The sequence below is a fragment of the Pseudoalteromonas sp. L1 genome, assembly GCF_021728095.1.
Lineage (GTDB): Bacteria > Pseudomonadota > Gammaproteobacteria > Enterobacterales > Alteromonadaceae > Pseudoalteromonas.
In genome coordinates this window covers 12,491-28,270 of record NZ_JAKKCT010000003.1, presented here as the reverse complement: position 1 = coordinate 28,270, position 15,780 = coordinate 12,491, and the positions used below count along the sequence as shown (strand labels likewise).

Sequence of the window (15,780 nt, the reverse complement as noted above, 5' to 3'; positions counted from 1 at the left end):
AGGCAATCGCCCTTGGGATTAAGTGAGAATAATATGCAATCAATTCCGATGACGGTTCGTGGTGCAGCATTACTGCGCGAAGAACTTAACGAATTAAAAACAGTTACCCGTCCAAAAATCGTTGCTGATATCGCTGAAGCACGTGAGCACGGTGATTTGAAAGAAAACGCTGAATACCATGCTGCTCGTGAGCAACAAGGTTTTTGCGAAGGTCGTATTCAAGAAATTGAAGCAAAGCTTTCAAACGTACAAATCATCGACGTAACTAAGATGCCAAAAACTGGCAAAGTTATTTTTGGCACAACGGTCACTATCGTTAATGTTGACACTGACGCTGAGGTTAAATACCAAATTGTGGGTGATGATGAAGCAGATATCAAAAACAATCTGATCTCTGTAAATTCGCCAATCGCGCGTGGTTTAATTGGTAAAGAGGTCGATGATGCCGTTACCATTAAAACGCCAAATGGTGAAGTAGAGTACGAAATCATTGAAGTTGAGTATATTTAGTAGCTTAACCAAGCATTGATAAAAACCGCAGTTACATACTGCGGTTTTTTTATGCCTGTTTACTTCTGGTATGTTATTCGGTACGTTGGCTGCTTGGTTATTCAAAAGAAGAGGTAATAGTGGTGAAAATTCAATATCCTAAAGCGCTATCTTTAGGCGATAGCATCGCCATATGTGCTTTTTCTTCTGGTGTCGATAAGGCATATCATAAAAGATTAGATGTTGTACTCGAAGGGCTAAGTGCGAAGGGGTTTAATGTTGTTGAAGGAGACTGTTTACGTCAACAACACAATAGTGCAAAGGAACGTGCGGCCGAATTGATGCAGTTTTTAACAGATGACTCGATTGCCGCGATTATGCCGCCTTGGGGAGGGGATCTCACCATGGAGATCTTACCTTTGTTAGATTTTAGTGCTATCAGTAACGCAAAGCCTAAATGGTTAGTTGGTTTTTCCGATATCAGTACCTTTGCTTGCGCACTCACTACCCGATGTGGCTGGGCTACACTGCATGCTGCGAATTTAATGCAGATTCACCCCGATGATAAAGATCCACACCTAGCGGCTTTATTTACCGCCATGGGCCTTGAAGAAAAAGCATCCTTTAAGCAACTTGCTGCGCCGTTTTATCAGCAAGATCAGATTGATTACGCAACTAAACCTGATGCAAAATTCAACTACACAGCCGAAAGCCAATGGCGTTGTATTAACTATAAAGATAAGCGACAAATAGAGGTGTCAGGTCGTTTGATTGGCGGCTGTATTGACACACTAGGCTTATTACTGCCTTCAAATTACTATGCCTTGCATGAATTTAAAAAACAGTATGCACCGGAGGGATTAATTCTTTATTTAGAAAATGCAGAGCTGAGTCCGATGGCGTTAGCAAGGTGTTTATTATCTTTAAAACTTAATGATGTGTTTACTGATGTCAATGCCGTTATATTTGGGCGTAGCCCAGCAATTAACAATGACTGTTACTTTGATGAATATCAGGCGATTGAGTTAGCATTTCAAGGCAACTTATTCCCTGTTTTGACCGATGCTGATATTGGTCATGTTGCACCAAACCTTGCATTGATCAATGGTGCATTCGCCACCATAACCACGGATCTTTGTGAAGGTATGGCGACAAATGTTCAAATAGACACTGTGTTAAGTTAACACTCAAAAGAGTTTAACTAAATAAACAGTACTCATACCAATGAGTAATGTCACAGAAACGCTTAATAAAGTGCCAAGCATGACATACTCTGTGAGTTGTTTTTCTTCGCTCGCTTTTAAATCTCCAAAGCGAAAGATTGATTTTGCAGCGAGTAGGAATCCTACTCCTGCATATTCACCCATAAGTATAAAGCTTAGCATCAGTCCTCGCTCTAAAAGCCCTATACTGTGGCCAGCTGCAGGAATGCTGCCAGATGTAGCAAAGCCTTGTGTGATTTTTTCAAGCATCATGCGAATAAATACTGAGCTTGGATTTAATACGAGTATATAAGCACAGATAACAAAAAGAGTATCTATAGCAATTAGTTTTTGCCAAATAAGCGCATAAAATTCATCATAATCGGTTAACCATACAGCTAGCATCACCAGCACAATACTATGTGCAAGCTGATCAAGTAGAAATGGAACGACCCCTTTATTGGAATAGGATTTTGCTAAATCAATGAGGAAGTGACTAAGCATAATTAGCAGTGTTGCGCAGACAACACGTGCAAGCTCACTCCAGCCATAATTAAACTCCCAAAGAGCTAAAATGATAAACGAAACAATGCCGTGTGTTAAAACATGCAAATACAACTTTGTTGCGCGAAAATGTCGGCTGTTTCGGTCATTAACCCAGCTCATTGGCTGTAGATAAAAGTCAGCAACCAAGTGTGCTAAAAATAGGGCGACAAGTAATAAGGTAAAGCTCATGCTATCAATCCTTTGAGTGTTGTATGGCTGTACTTGATAAAACGCTCGACTAATTGGTACTGAGCAAGGTTTAGTAATTTGGTCACATTTTCTCTGCTTGTATTGAGCTCTTTTGCTAGTTCTGCGTGGCTATTATTGCTTGCTGTAAGGTAATTAAATAAAGCATTCGCTTGTTTTTGGCTCATCTTCTCTAGCAATACCTCTATTAAGGCAATATTGAGTAAAAATCCTTCATCGAGATGATTATTTTCCACTTTTATTGTTAACAGCTGATGAGTCATATTATCTAAGCCCTGACCGGATAACGTATACGCACTTCCTGTGGCTGTTTTTATATCGGCGCGAGGATTATCGACTGTGCCAATGGCCATACTTTGACGTAATTCATAGTTAGCGGCTTTCATTTGTAAATATAAGAGTATCGCTACATGACAGACAGATTCTGGTGTTTGTAGCTGTAATTGCAAAGCATCACCACGATAAATGCTAAAACTACTTTCAAAGTGTTGAGTAATAAAACGTAAGCTTTGATCGAGTTGGTATAGCATTGCATCGTATTCTTGTTGTGGGATTCTTTGTGATTTAATTAAATCCCCAGTGATCACCGCAATCATAGCGCATCCTTTTACTGTAACTAAAACTAGTTACTTGTTCATATGTAACCAAATTTGGTTACTGTTGTTCATGTAACCAATTTAGGTTACTTTTGAGTGAATTACAAGTAAGTCGTGCTACAGTAGCAAGATATAAATTATACAAGGTGTATTATGCAAACAATTGAAAAGCCGAGAGTTGCTATTTTTGTCGACGTACAGAATATTTACTACACCTGTAAAGAAAGTTATGGAAAAAACTTCGATTACAACGCCTTTTGGGCAAAAATGCAGGAGCTGTATACAATTGATGGTGCTATTGCCTATGCAATTTATCGTGGCGATGAAAAGCAATCACAATTTCAAAATATTTTGCGAGCAATAGGCTTTGAAGTAAAACTTAAGCCGTTTATTCAGCGACGCGATGGCAGTGCAAAAGGCGATTGGGATGTGGGTATTACTATTGATATGCTTGAAAATGCACGCAAAGTAGACAAAATGGTGTTGCTGTCTGGCGATGGTGACTTTGCATTGTTATTAGGGCATCTAGCACACAACTATCAAATTCCTTGTGATGTGTATGGGGCAGAACAATTGACTGCTGATGTACTAAAAAATGCGGCTGAGAATTTTTACTGTATCGACGACGGCTTGTTACTTAATAACCGCAGAGAATAGCAATAAATATTCCTATTTAAATAAATTGTTTAACTAAAGTATTATTTCAGCTAAGCTAATATGAGCTAGACTCGTTCATAGTTATAGTAATATGCACTTGAAATGGCTCTTTTAATTCAAATAAACAATGAGGACAAGACATACCAAGTAATTGCTAGGTCTGTTTCAAATTTCTTTTCTGTTAATAAAGCTTTTTAATTCAACAAATTAGAAATAATTATGAAAGTTATACGAATTTTTATGAAAAATGTAATGACAACGCTGTCATTTATTGTGTAACATTAAATCAACATGGGTTGAGATGATTTCGCATTCTGATAAGAAAAAATAGTGCGATTTATACAAAAACTAAACGAAGGTTAGGGGTCGTTAAATGATGGCGAAGAGTGTGAGTGAGGACCAATTGTTTATTGGTATCGATGGTGGCGGAACAAAGTGCCGAGCAACCATTTACTCTGTAAAACATGGCGTATTAGGGACAGGCTTAGGCGGTCCGGCAAATCCACTACATGGTTTGGAGCGCACACTTGAATCTATAATGGTCTCAACTCAATTAGCGTTGCGTGATGCTGGGTTACCGTTAGAGACGGTACATCAACTCTATGCAGGTTTAGGCCTTGCAGGTGTTAACTTGCCGAGCCTATACGATAAAATTATGGAGTGGGAACACCCGTTCAAACAAATGTTTTTAACGACTGACCTACATACGGCTTGTATAGGCGCTCATGAAGGCAGTGACGGTGCAGTCATTATCACAGGCACGGGCTCATGCGGCTTTTCTTGTGTGAATGGGCAAACCAGCAATTTTGGTGGCCATGGTTTTGCGTTAGGTGACAAAGGCAGCGGTGCCTGGATGGGACTTGAAGCGATAAAAGCCACGCTGTTGGATTTAGATGGGTTAGGCTCAAAGACCTGTTTAACCAAAGTCATTACCGAACATTTCGCGGCTGATAACGCAATGGCGATTGTTGAGCAAATGTCAGGTCAACCATCTAGTAGTTATGCAAAACTTGCTCGCTATGTGTTTAATGCTGCAAATGAGCAAGATGCAGTGGCACTTGCTATTGTTAAAGACGGTGCAGAGTATGTGAGTAAACTTGCACACCGTTTATTAGAGAATAAACCACCACGTTTGTCTATGATAGGTGGGTTAGCTGAGCCGTTAAATAAATGGCTAGACCCTGATATCGCTAAGCTTGTAGAAAACCCAATTCAACCACCTGAAATGGGAGCGGTATATTTCGCACAACAGTCTGTGTTAGAACAAAGCCAAGAGGTAGCAATTTAATGACGATTTTTCATGCTCAGTCACTATTTACCGGCGAAGAATTTTTAAACGATCGTTATTTTAGTGTAGATAATGGGGTATTCACCCTAACTGAAGCAAGTACCGATGCGGTTAAGCTAGATGGGCTCGTGGTGCCTGGTTTTATTGATGTGCAAGTAAATGGTGGTGGTGGTGCATTTTTTAATGCAGAGCAAACCCCACAATGTTTGCACAATATTGCGAAAGCGCATGGTCGATTTGGTTCAACTGCGATAATGCCAACCCTCATTACTGATAAAGTAGAGGTGATGGCACAAGCTGCTGATGCAACGGCAGAGGCAATTGCCCAAGCAGTGCCAGGTGTGTTAGGTATTCATTTTGAAGGCCCACATTTATCTTTACCTAAGAAAGGCACTCATAGTGAACAGTTTATAAGACCTATTTCAGAGCAAGAGTTTGCGATATATGCACGTCAAGACTTGGGCATAAAAATGGTGACGCTGGCACCTGAAAATGTCAGAGCAGAAGATATAGCGCGATTAGTTGAATGTGGTGTGAAAGTAAGTATTGGCCACACTAACGCTGATTTTGCAACGACTAATAAAGCATTGGCCGCAGGCGCTGATGGTTTTACACATTTATTTAATGCAATGTCGGCATTTACCTCGCGAGAGCCTGGTGTAGTTGGCTCTGCTCTTTGGGATGATAACAGCTGGTGTGGCTTAATTGTTGATGGTCATCATGTTCACCCATCGTCAGCCAAGTTAGCGATTCGTACTAAGCAACGCGGTAAGGTTATGTTAGTAACTGATGCAATGCCTCCTGTGGGCACTGACGATATGGAGTTTGATTTCTTTGACGGTCGAAAAGTTATTCGTACCGGTGACCGTTTAAATTCGACAACAGGCGAACTTGCGGGCAGTGTGCTTGATATGGCAAGTGCTGTACGCAATACCGTTAATACATTGGATGTGAGTTTAGCCGAAAGCTTGAGAATGGCGTCTTTGTATCCTGCACAATATCTTGGTTTGAACAAAAAGGGCCGTCTGGTAAATGGCTTCGATGCTGATTTTGTTGTACTTGATGAGCATCAGTATGTAAAAGCAACTTATATTGCAGGTAACGCAGTTTAGAACTTCCCTGTAAAAATCCCGCCGTTGTATCGCGGGGCTTTTTGTATTAAAGGTAATAAAATGACAACAACACAACCTACAAAAAAGCGTTTAGCTTCTTTAGATGCATTACGCGGCATGGATATGTTTTGGATCTTAGGTGGTCAGTCAATATTTGCAGCACTTTTTGTGCTAACAGGCTGGACAGGCTGGAAGCTATTTGAAGCACATACAGTGCACAGTGAATGGCACGGTTTTACTTTTTACGACTTAATATTCCCGCTATTTATTTTCTTATCTGGCGTTGCTATGGGGCTTGCCCCCAAACGCATTGATCACTTAAGTTGGGATGAGCGTAAAGTCTATTATCGCAAAGCTATTAAGCGCTTATTACTGCTCTGTTTTTTAGGTATTTTATATAATCACGGCTGGGGTACAGGCATGCCGATGGCGTTTGATGAGATACGCTACGCCAGTGTATTAGCTCGAATAGCCATTGCGTGGTTTTTCTGTGCCATGTTGGTTTGGCATACAAGCTTACGAACCCAAGTCATAACAGCGGTATCTATTTTACTTGGCTACTGGTTACTGCTTAGCTTTGTGCCTGTACCTGGAGGCAGTGCCGGAGACTTATCTGCTGCTGGAAGTTGGAATGCATGGTTCGATAAGTATTTACTACCAGGGATTAGTTATCAAAATCGCGTTGTAGACCCTGAAGGCGTGTTGTCTAATCTACCAGCGATTGTTAACGCACTTATGGGGGTGTTTGCAGGCCAGCTTATTGCACGAGCACAACAAATTGGTGAATGGAAAATGTCTGGCGTGTTATTTATTTCAGGCCTTGTTAGCGTAAGCTTAGGGTGGCTCTGGGATTTACAGTTTCCGGTAAATAAAGAGTTATGGACGAGCTCTTTTGTATTGGTGACAGTAGGGTGGAGCGCTATTTTATTAGCCGTGTTTTATGCCTTGGTTGATATATTACCAGGGCAGCGAGTTGCGTATCCATTTGTTATTATAGGTGCTAATTCGATCATTATTTACCTAGCCTCGAGCTTAGTGAACTGGGGTTATGTTAGCCAAAGTGTTTTTGGTGGTGTTATTCGCGCGGTTCCTGATTCATGGCAGCCATTAATAGCCGTGGTAGCATTACTTGCTGTACAAATGCTTGTGTTGCATTGGATGTACCGTAGAAAAATCTTTGTCAGTGTTTAGTTAACGCTGATAGAAAACGTTATTTTTTTATTCACTTTTACTTTACAAAGTAAAATCTAAAAGTGATAATGACAGCGTTGTCATAATGGTTATAGCTACTGTACCGTATCCTGGCAGTAGTTTGATCTAAAACCCGATTCGATTGCACGTGGGGTCGGGTTTTAGATCCCATTTTTTTTCAATTTATAATTAGAGCTAATCAATATGCAAATAGTCATTCTTGATGATGCCGCACAAGTGGCAGCCTACGGGGCTAACATCTTTGCTAAACAACTTATAAAAAAACCAGCATCAGTACTTGGCTTGGCAACTGGCTCAACACCTGTTGCGTTATACCAGGAGCTTATCGCAAAAAATAAAGCGGGTGATATTTCATTTAGCCAAGCGACAACATTTAATTTAGATGAATACTTAGGTCTTACAGGTGAGCATCCGCAAAGTTATCGATACTTTATGAATGAGCAATTATTTAATCACGTAGATATTAACAAAGATAACACGCATGTTCCGCCTGGAGATGCAATCAACCCGTTAGTTGCGTGCAATGAATATGAGCAAAAAATTGCAGCATCAGGAGGGGTTGATGTGCAATTACTTGGTATTGGCCGTAACGGTCATATAGGTTTTAACGAGCCGTCTTCAGGTCTTACCTCGCGCACTCGGGTAAAAACACTTACCAAAGCAACCATTGATGATAACGCACGATTCTTTGGCGAAGGCGAATATCAACCGCATTTATCAATCACTATGGGGATTGGGACTATCTTAGAAGCCAAAAAAGTAGTGCTATTAGCGACGGGTGAAAGTAAAGCTGATGCAGTACAGGCAATGGTTGAAGGCCCGCTCATGGCAAAGTGTCCAGCCTCTGCATTACAAATGCATAAGGATGCTGTCATCATCATTGATAAAGCGGCTGCAAGTAAGTTAGAAGATTTAGCGTTCTATCAGCACATTGAAGCTGAGAACCAAAAACTACAAGCGCACCTAGCGACCTTGTAAAATTGTGAGAGAGAGCAAAAAAGCCCATTTGGGCTTTTTTTATGCCTGTTATAAATTGGGTTTATCATCAGCTTGTGGTAGTTTTAGGGGGTAAATAATTTCAAAGGAACGCCATGCTGAATTACTCTCAAATGCCACTGGACCGTGCCTCTAATCATCGAAAAGATCCTAAGTGGCTAAAGGCGAAAATTAATTCTCAGAGTCGCTGGTTACTTGTTAAAAATAATCAGAGTCTATTTGTTAAAGGGTGCCCTGAGGTGTGTTATTTGCGCCTATCTCAGGTTGATCATCTTGATTTATCGAAAGGTATTTTACTTGGCCTTGACGAGCAAGGAATTGCTCATTTTGCGTTAGATGTAAGCAATGTGCCTGATTCATTTATTGACTCTGTTCTTGATGGTACTGAGTTTGTTGATATACGCAAGTTAGGCCCTCAAGTTGAACTAAAGCAAGGCTCAATTGCTGCACTTGCTCGTGGTCTTTGTTTTTGGCATGCAACCCATCGTTTTTGTGGCCGATGTGGTCATGAAAATAATATGGTTGAAGCAGGGCACTCTCGCTTATGTGAGAACCAAACGTGTCAGCATCAAACGTTTCCTCGCACTGATCCTGCCGTCATTATGATAGTGAAAAAAACCTTTGCTGATGGTGTTGAGCGCTGTTTACTCGGTCGTCAAGCAAGCTGGCCTGAGGGCGTGTTTTCAACATTGGCGGGGTTTGTTGATCCAGGTGAAACACTCGAGCAAGCTGTCGCCCGAGAAGTCATGGAAGAAGCTGGTATTGCTGTCACTGATATTCAGTATATAGCTTCACAACCTTGGCCTTTTCCATCTTCAATCATGTTTGGTTTTATGGCAACAGCAGTGTCAGAAGATATTCATGTTGATAAAGATGAATTAGATGACGCTAGGTGGTTTAGTCGTGATGATCTGAATCAATTTGGCCAATGGCATGAACAGGGCAGTCACCTAAAATTAACCCGACAAGACTCTATTTCTCGATTTTTGGTTGAGCATTGGCGCAACCTGTAAACTAGATTGGAATAACGATGACAAAGACAAATAAAAATACTCAAATAGTGAGTGCTGGGCGTAAAAAAGCGTATACGCAAGGCGTGGTAAATCCAGTCGTACAGCGAGCATCAACCGTGGTTTTCGACTCGGTTTCTGAGTTAAAAGAAGCAGCTAAAAAACGGGGCGATAAAACGCTTTTTTATGGTCGCCGTGGAACCACCACACACTTCGCACTACAAGAAGCTATTGCTGAACTTGAGGGGGGAGAAGGTTGTGCACTTTATCCATCAGGTGCGGCTGCAATAAGCAATGCGCTATTATCGTTTGTGAAAACGGGCGATCATATTTTGATGGTTGATACTGCTTACGAACCAACTCGTGATTTTTGTGACAAAATATTAGCCGGTCTTGGGATTGAAACAACCTATTATCCACCAGGTATTGGTGCAGGCATTGATGAGTTAATAAAAGAAAATACCCGTGTATTATTTTTAGAATCACCTGGCTCGATTACCATGGAAGTGCAAGATGTACCCGCTATGGTCGCTAAAGCGAATGAGCGTGGTGTTATGACGATGTTAGATAATACTTGGGGTAATGGCCTGCATTTTAGACCGCTTGAGCATGGGGTGGACATTAGTATTCAAGCTGCGACTAAATATATTGTTGGCCATTCCGATGTAATGATGGGAGTGGCGGTTGCTAATAAAAAGTACTGGTCAACACTGAGAGAAAACTCATATCTATTAGGCCAATGTACGTCTGCTGATGATGCATATTTAGCATTACGTGGCTTACGCACTATGGCTGTGCGTTTAAAACAGCACGAGCAAGCCGCCATTGAAGTTGCTAAATGGCTTGAAACACACCCATTGGTTGATCATATTCGCCATCCGGCCTTTTCGAGCTGTCCAGGCCATGAGTTCTTTAAACGTGACTTTGACGGGAGTAATGGCTTATTTTCGTTTGTAATGAAGCAAGGAAATCAACAAGCGATAGATGCGTTTTTAGATAGTTTGCAGCATTTTAAAATGGGCTTTTCTTGGGGCGGATACGAAAGTTTAGTTACAGCAAATTTAACGATGAAAGGGCTTCGCTCTGAAACAGGTTGGACGCAAGGCCCAGTGATCCGCTTACATATAGGCTTGGAAGATGTAACAGATTTGCTAGCCGATCTAGATCAAGCTCTTGGTGTTTACGAGAGCCATCTGTAGTTAAAAAGTTTATACTTTGTTACATAAGAGCCGCAATGCGGCTCTTTTTTTTCTGGTAATTCAAGCTGTTTCACCTTAGTGTAATTCCAATAATAATATTCATTAAGGATTGTGAGTGACGCAGTTACACCCTAAACGTCTTGCGCAAATTGCTCAATTTGAACTTGTACGACTATTTTTGACCAAACGTGGTTTGCTAGCGGTTGCTGCATTCGCCATTTGTTGGTTACTTATTTTACGCTATCCCATAGCTGAATCTGTGAATTTGATTAGCTCTGCTGAGTTTGCTGACTTTGCTAGGCAGGCCTTTGGTGCTATCGGTATCAGTCGGTTGCTCGATTGGCCTGAATCAGAGCTAGCGATGTACTGGCTAATCGCTTTATATAGCTTCCCTTGCTTTTGCTTGTTTTTATGTAGCGACCAAACTGTGGGAGATCGTCAGCGTGGTACGCTACGCTTTTTGTCACTACGGGCAACTCGTTCAGAGATTATAATTGGCCGCTTTTTAGGACAAGTATTAATCTTAGCAGCATTGTTATTTGTTACTCTGATGGCAACGCTTGCTATGTTGACGTATCGTGAGCCAAGTTTATTTCTTTCTGGTTTTTCAAGAAGCCTGACACTATTGGTGTTTCTGCTAATTACTGTAATGCCGTTTATTGCTTTAATGAGTTTTCTAAATACGTTTGCGCGCTCATCTCGTCTTGCATTTGTATTAGCTATTTTATTTTTTGCTGGCGGCAACATTATTATTGGTTTGCTTACTTGGCAGCTGCCTTTACTTGAAGTTCTATATTATTTATTTCCTGGCTACCAAATCGATGTAGTTGCGGGACAAAGAGCAGGCATGATGTTAGGGGTCGGTTTACCTGTTTTACAAACAGTTGTGCTGCTTGTGGTGGGTGAACGAATTTTTGCAAGGAGCTCACTATGACAGTATTAATTCAGGCACAAGGTTTATCAAAAAACTATGGAGCTAAGCGAGCGCTTGATAATGTCAGCTTTGAAATAAATAAAGGAGCGCCAGTTGCACTCGTTGGCCCTAATGGTGCTGGTAAAACAACCTTATTTAGTTTGTTATGCGGTTATATTTTACCAAGTTCCGGGCAGTTATCAGTGTTGGACCACGCCCCAGGTAGTGCGGCTTTATTTGGTAAGCTTACGGCATTACCACAAGATGCACAGCTTGATCCGCGTTTTAGTATTGCGCATCAATTAAATTTTTATGGTCAACTGCAAGGTTTAAGTGGCGCAGTTCGTAAAAAAGAAACAGCACGTGTTCTGGAACTTGTTGGTTTATCTGAAGTGGCTAAACAGCGCCCAGATGATCTTTCTCACGGGATGCGTAAGCGAGTCACAATTGCGCAAGCACTAATAGGTGAACCTGAAATTGTAATGCTTGATGAGGCAACTGCAGGTCTTGACCCTATCCACGCGCGTGAGGTTCGTGAGCTTGTGAGCTCTTTAAGCAATGAAGCCACATTTATTTTAAGCTCCCATGATCTAACCGAACTTGAGCGTTTATGTTCGCAAGTATTACACCTAGATAAAGGGGTATTGAGTGAGCATCAAGCGCGTTCTAGCACACAAGATAATAAGCATTATATAACACTACAATTGAATCAACTTTATGATGATGTAGAAGCTAAGCTTGCAAGTCTTACCCATGTACATCATGTTTATATGAGTCAAGCAAAAGAATATGTCATTGAATTTGAACAGACAGCCGAACCATTTGATATCAACCTATTACAGTTTTGTTATCAACAAGGTTGGCAGTATCGTCAACTAGTGAATGGTCACACACTCGAAAACCAAATTTTTCATAAGGAGAGTTAGTTATGGGTTTACTACGTGGATTAATGGGTAATGCCAGCGAAGTCGATAATGATGATCTAGAAGAATTACTTGCCAACACGCTTATAGCGGGTGAAACAGTGCAAAAGGCCTATAAGGTGATCCGTGATATGTTTATCTTTACCAATAAAAGATTGATTATTATTGATAAACAAGGTGTTACGGGGTCTAAAGTGGAAATGCTAAGTATTGCTTACTCAAAAATTACTAAATTTAGTAAAGAAAGCGCGGGGCATTTTGATTTAGATGCAGAGCTGAAAATTTGGGTAGGGTCAGATCCTACTCCGATCAGCAAAGACTTCAAAGCAGGTGATAACATTAATGAGGTTTATAGAATAATTAGCGAATTTTCATTATAACACCATGAAAATAAAGTGATTTATAATATAGTTGGTGTTGAATTGAAAATTCGGGCCAACTTTTTCTTTACATTTACCGACAATTTATTACAATTAGTTGATTAAAAACAAGGAGTTAGTTAAGTTCCCGTTCAGTTTTCTCACGTTAGCATGTGCCCAACTTAGCCATTTGGCTAGTTTTGTAGCAATTAAAACAATGTTTATAGGGAAATCTGTTTATGAAAAAGTTAGCAGTTATTATTTCGAGTATGCTTCTTTCAACTGCCGCGACTGCTGCGGACAGTTATCAATCAATCAGCCACTTAGGGTATACGGACACCGATGGCAATGACACAGTAAGTGTTGATTCAATTTATTACTTCGCACCAAAGAACACTATGGGTCCTTACGACCAGTTTGAGTACATCAACAAAACGACTAACGTTTATGGTGCTTATTCAGACGATGATTTTGGTGATGTATTAGGCTTAGGTGGTGAGTACTTTGTAGAAGATTTTGTATTCGGCGCTGGCTACAACAACTATGACTCTGATTTTGGCTCAAGCACAGATGTATTTAACGTTTCTGCTGGTTACTTCTTCAATCCAAACTTATTATTAAAAGCGACTTTCGTTGACGTTGAAGACGGTGACAACTCAGTAATGTTTGATCTTAAGTATAACCATCAGTTAAACAGCACTGATTACATTGGTTTTACTTTAACTGCTGATGATGAGTTTGATTACCGCGCAGTAAATGCTAAATACTTCGTAGATCTTCAACAAGGTAACTACCTTACAGTTGAAGGTACAATCTCTGATACAGATGATAATGGTAGCTCATGGGAGTTAGGTTCTAACTACTATTTCTCTAAAGCAACGTCAGTATTTGTAACGTTTAACAAAGAAGATGATTACAGCTTTGGTGCTCAACACTTCTTCAATAAAAACGTTGGCCTAAAAGCGGGTTACGGTAACAACTGGGATGACTCAGATTACGATGCATACTTTGCTAACGTAAGCTTACAGTTCTAATCATTAATTTGATTGTAAAAAAGCCCGCATCATGCGGGCTTTTTAGTTTTTAGTATTTTACCATCCGCACTGACGGTCTTTATTTTGCTCATCAAGGTATTTTTGTAATGGCGCAAAGTAATCCAAGATTGCTGTTGCATCCATTTCTTCTTTCCCCGTTATTGTAGCAAGGGCTTCTTGCCATGGGCGACTTGAACCCATTTCTAACATCGCATTCAGCTTTTCACCAGCCTCTTTTGAGTTATACACTGAACAGCGATGAATCGCTTCTTTGTTACCAGCAATTTCACATAAACTTCTGTGGAAGTCGAATTGTAAAATATGCGCTAGGAAATAACGCGTGTAAGGGGTGTTACCCGGTACGTGATACTTAGCACCTGGATCGAAGTCTGCTTCGCTACGTGCGATAGGCGCTTGAACACCTTGATATTTTTCACGTAGATCCCACCATGCTTTGTTGTAATTTTCGGGTGTTACTTCACCTGAGAACACTTTCCAGCGCCATTGGTCAACTAATAAGCCAAATGGGATAAAAGCAACTTTATCCAGTGCCATTTTCATTAATAGACCGATATCTTTTGATTCATCAGGCACTTCGTCTAATAAACCAATCTCTTTTAAGTAGTCAGGTGTAACAGACAGCGCAATAGTGTCACCAATGGCTTCATGGAAACCATCGTTCGCACTTTCTTGATAATAAATAGGTTGCGTGTTGTAGGCGCGCTGGTAGAAGTTATGACCTAACTCGTGGTGAATAACAGAGAACTCCTCACCGGTACGCTGAATACACATCTTGATACGCAGGTCATCTTTGCTATCTATATTCCATGCTGAAGCGTGACACTGTACGTCACGATCTTGTGGTTTAGTGAATAGTGAGCGTTCATAGAAAGTGTCAGGTAATGGCGCAAAGCCCATTGAAGTAAAGAACTTCTCGGCGCCACGTACCATTTTCAGCTCGTCGTAATCATGCTTTGCTAATAACTCTGTTACGTCGTAGCCAGGATCTGCATTTTCCGGTGCAACTACATCGTAAATATTCCCCCATGTTTGTGCCCACATATTACCTAAAAGGTGCGCAGGAATTGGTTGGTCTTGAGGGACTTTATCTTCGCCATACTTCTCACCGAGCTTGGCACGAACATGACAATGTAATGAATCATAAAGCGGTTTAACTTGACCCCAGATACGGTCAAGTTCTTTTGCAAAATCATCCGCTGGCATATCGTATTTACTACGCCACATCGCGCCAGTATCCGCATAGCCAAGCTCTTTAGCACCTTCGTTAGTAAGCGCAACTTGTTGTTCATAAAGTGGACGCATTGGTTTGGAAACTTGGCGCCAACCTTGCCATAAATCCAGTAGTTCATTGTAGTTGCGGCTTGTTGCCATTTTAGCGGTCATCTCGCCAAGGCTTAAGCAGCTACCATCTTCTTTACAGTACTTACCTTTACCATAAATACCACCTAGTTCAGCAACTAACTGTGAGAGTTTTGCTGTTTTTTCAGCATCCTGTGGGGCAGGCAAAGTTAGCGCTAATTTTAGCTTATCTAGCTTACGACGCGCATCGTAATCCAGTTCTAAACTATCGAATTTTGCAGCTTCATTAGCAAGACGAACAACAGCTTCGGTCATCTTGCGATTAACCTCAGCAGATAACTCTGCAGTATCGTGCGTGATGAAGTTGGCATAAATCCACTCAGCGCGACTAGCCTCTAAATAAAGCGCACTTAACTCTTTTTCTGTATCGGCGATAAATTTAGCAGCATCTTGCGGCGTCACCTGACTTTTTTTGACTTCAGCCGTAACTGTTTTGGTATTTGTAGCGTCATCATTACAGCCTGAAAGTGCAAGTGCACTAGCCACCATGAGAGCACTCATACTGAGTTTAAATGGAGTCTTTTTCATAACGTTCCCTAGAAGTTTATTGTTATTTATTGCCCCTGCATAATAGCAGCGTCTTGATAAACAACAAACTATGTAGATGAGAACAATTTACGAGACATGGCTTACGTTGTATTTATTACACGATCAGTC

At 40.9% G+C, this 15,780-nt stretch carries 16 protein-coding genes; 13 read left to right on the top strand and 3 right to left on the bottom strand.

The genetic code is table 11. From position 1 onward, the window contains the following. The first annotated feature begins 33 nt into the window (after nt 1-33). On the top strand, nt 34-510 hold the full coding sequence (gene greA / locus L3V38_RS10205) for a transcription elongation factor GreA (RefSeq protein ID WP_062570756.1): 477 nt from the start codon (nt 34-36) through the stop codon (nt 508-510). Between the two features lie 119 nt (nt 511-629). Beyond that, a complete protein-coding gene (locus L3V38_RS10200) occupies nt 630-1,673 on the top strand; it encodes a S66 peptidase family protein (protein ID WP_130151432.1) in 1,044 nt (347 codons plus the stop codon). 3 nt (nt 1,674-1,676) lie between these two features. On the opposite strand, the gene L3V38_RS10195 is transcribed toward L3V38_RS10200, so the two are convergent. Next, a complete protein-coding gene (locus tag L3V38_RS10195; RefSeq protein WP_237119351.1) occupies nt 1,677-2,426 on the bottom strand; it encodes a DUF3307 domain-containing protein in 750 nt (249 codons plus the stop codon). Then, nucleotides 2,423-3,040 (bottom strand): hypothetical protein, encoded by a 618-nt coding sequence (locus L3V38_RS10190; protein ID WP_130151434.1) that lies wholly within the window; start codon nt 3,038-3,040, stop codon nt 2,423-2,425. The genes L3V38_RS10195 and L3V38_RS10190 overlap by 4 nt, the downstream gene beginning before the upstream one ends. 153 nt (nt 3,041-3,193) lie before the next feature. Between L3V38_RS10190 and L3V38_RS10185 the strand changes: the two genes are divergently transcribed. From L3V38_RS10185 to L3V38_RS10135, 11 genes are all read left to right on the top strand, one after another. Then, nucleotides 3,194-3,697: an NYN domain-containing protein gene (locus tag L3V38_RS10185; protein ID WP_237119350.1), complete on the top strand. Its 504-nt coding sequence runs from the start codon at nt 3,194-3,196 to the stop codon at nt 3,695-3,697. Nucleotides 3,698-4,070: 373 nt separating this feature from the next. Next, the gene (locus tag L3V38_RS10180) at nt 4,071-4,985 is read left to right on the top strand and encodes a BadF/BadG/BcrA/BcrD ATPase family protein (protein ID WP_237119349.1); all 915 of its coding nucleotides are present in this window, start codon (nt 4,071-4,073) and stop codon (nt 4,983-4,985) included. Further along, the gene (gene nagA / locus L3V38_RS10175) at nt 4,985-6,097 is read left to right on the top strand and encodes an N-acetylglucosamine-6-phosphate deacetylase (RefSeq protein ID WP_237119348.1); all 1,113 of its coding nucleotides are present in this window, start codon (nt 4,985-4,987) and stop codon (nt 6,095-6,097) included. The genes L3V38_RS10180 and nagA overlap by 1 nt, the downstream gene beginning before the upstream one ends. A gap of 60 nt (nt 6,098-6,157) precedes the next feature. Then, a complete protein-coding gene (locus tag L3V38_RS10170) occupies nt 6,158-7,288 on the top strand; it encodes a DUF5009 domain-containing protein (protein WP_237119347.1) in 1,131 nt (376 codons plus the stop codon). 204 nt (nt 7,289-7,492) lie between these two features. Further along, entirely contained in the window at nt 7,493-8,287 is a 795-nt protein-coding gene (gene nagB / locus L3V38_RS10165; RefSeq protein ID WP_130151439.1) for a glucosamine-6-phosphate deaminase, read from the top strand. A 113-nt stretch (nt 8,288-8,400) separates the two neighbouring features. Then, a complete protein-coding gene (gene nudC, locus L3V38_RS10160) occupies nt 8,401-9,318 on the top strand; it encodes an NAD(+) diphosphatase (protein ID WP_237119346.1) in 918 nt (305 codons plus the stop codon). Nucleotides 9,319-9,335: 17 nt separating this feature from the next. Continuing rightward, nucleotides 9,336-10,514, top strand: coding sequence for a cystathionine beta-lyase (locus L3V38_RS10155; RefSeq protein WP_237119345.1), 1,179 nt, complete (start codon nt 9,336-9,338; stop codon nt 10,512-10,514). 115 nt (nt 10,515-10,629) lie between these two features. After that, nucleotides 10,630-11,448, top strand: a complete 819-nt coding sequence (locus tag L3V38_RS10150) for an ABC transporter permease subunit (protein ID WP_130151442.1) — start codon at nt 10,630-10,632, stop codon at nt 11,446-11,448. Beyond that, nucleotides 11,445-12,353, top strand: a complete 909-nt coding sequence (locus tag L3V38_RS10145; protein WP_237119344.1) for an ABC transporter ATP-binding protein — start codon at nt 11,445-11,447, stop codon at nt 12,351-12,353. Before L3V38_RS10150 ends, L3V38_RS10145 begins: the two co-directional genes overlap by 4 nt. Before the next feature lie 2 nt (nt 12,354-12,355). Then, nucleotides 12,356-12,730: a PH domain-containing protein gene (locus L3V38_RS10140; RefSeq protein ID WP_237119343.1), complete on the top strand. Its 375-nt coding sequence runs from the start codon at nt 12,356-12,358 to the stop codon at nt 12,728-12,730. Nucleotides 12,731-12,948: 218 nt separating this feature from the next. Further along, the gene (locus L3V38_RS10135) at nt 12,949-13,743 is read left to right on the top strand and encodes a putative porin (protein WP_062570770.1); all 795 of its coding nucleotides are present in this window, start codon (nt 12,949-12,951) and stop codon (nt 13,741-13,743) included. Nucleotides 13,744-13,800: 57 nt separating this feature from the next. Here L3V38_RS10135 and L3V38_RS10130 read toward each other — a convergent pair whose 3' ends face one another. Then, nucleotides 13,801-15,651 (bottom strand): M2 family metallopeptidase, encoded by a 1,851-nt coding sequence (locus L3V38_RS10130; protein ID WP_237119342.1) that lies wholly within the window; start codon nt 15,649-15,651, stop codon nt 13,801-13,803. Between the last annotated feature and the right edge of the window lie 129 nt (nt 15,652-15,780).

Coding starts and splice junctions, on each gene's coding strand:
- greA (WP_062570756.1), top strand. CDS start 34: ATGCAATCAATTCCGATGACGGTTCGTGGTGCAGCATTACTGCGCGAA.
- L3V38_RS10195 (WP_237119351.1), bottom strand. CDS start 2,426: ATGAGCTTTACCTTATTACTTGTCGCCCTATTTTTAGCACACTTGGTT.
- L3V38_RS10190 (WP_130151434.1), bottom strand. CDS start 3,040: ATGATTGCGGTGATCACTGGGGATTTAATTAAATCACAAAGAATCCCA.
- L3V38_RS10185 (WP_237119350.1), top strand. CDS start 3,194: ATGCAAACAATTGAAAAGCCGAGAGTTGCTATTTTTGTCGACGTACAG.
- L3V38_RS10180 (WP_237119349.1), top strand. CDS start 4,071: ATGATGGCGAAGAGTGTGAGTGAGGACCAATTGTTTATTGGTATCGAT.
- nagA (WP_237119348.1), top strand. CDS start 4,985: ATGACGATTTTTCATGCTCAGTCACTATTTACCGGCGAAGAATTTTTA.
- L3V38_RS10170 (WP_237119347.1), top strand. CDS start 6,158: ATGACAACAACACAACCTACAAAAAAGCGTTTAGCTTCTTTAGATGCA.
- nagB (WP_130151439.1), top strand. CDS start 7,493: ATGCAAATAGTCATTCTTGATGATGCCGCACAAGTGGCAGCCTACGGG.
- nudC (WP_237119346.1), top strand. CDS start 8,401: ATGCTGAATTACTCTCAAATGCCACTGGACCGTGCCTCTAATCATCGA.
- L3V38_RS10155 (WP_237119345.1), top strand. CDS start 9,336: ATGACAAAGACAAATAAAAATACTCAAATAGTGAGTGCTGGGCGTAAA.
- L3V38_RS10145 (WP_237119344.1), top strand. CDS start 11,445: ATGACAGTATTAATTCAGGCACAAGGTTTATCAAAAAACTATGGAGCT.
- L3V38_RS10140 (WP_237119343.1), top strand. CDS start 12,356: ATGGGTTTACTACGTGGATTAATGGGTAATGCCAGCGAAGTCGATAAT.
- L3V38_RS10135 (WP_062570770.1), top strand. CDS start 12,949: ATGAAAAAGTTAGCAGTTATTATTTCGAGTATGCTTCTTTCAACTGCC.
- L3V38_RS10130 (WP_237119342.1), bottom strand. CDS start 15,651: ATGAAAAAGACTCCATTTAAACTCAGTATGAGTGCTCTCATGGTGGCT.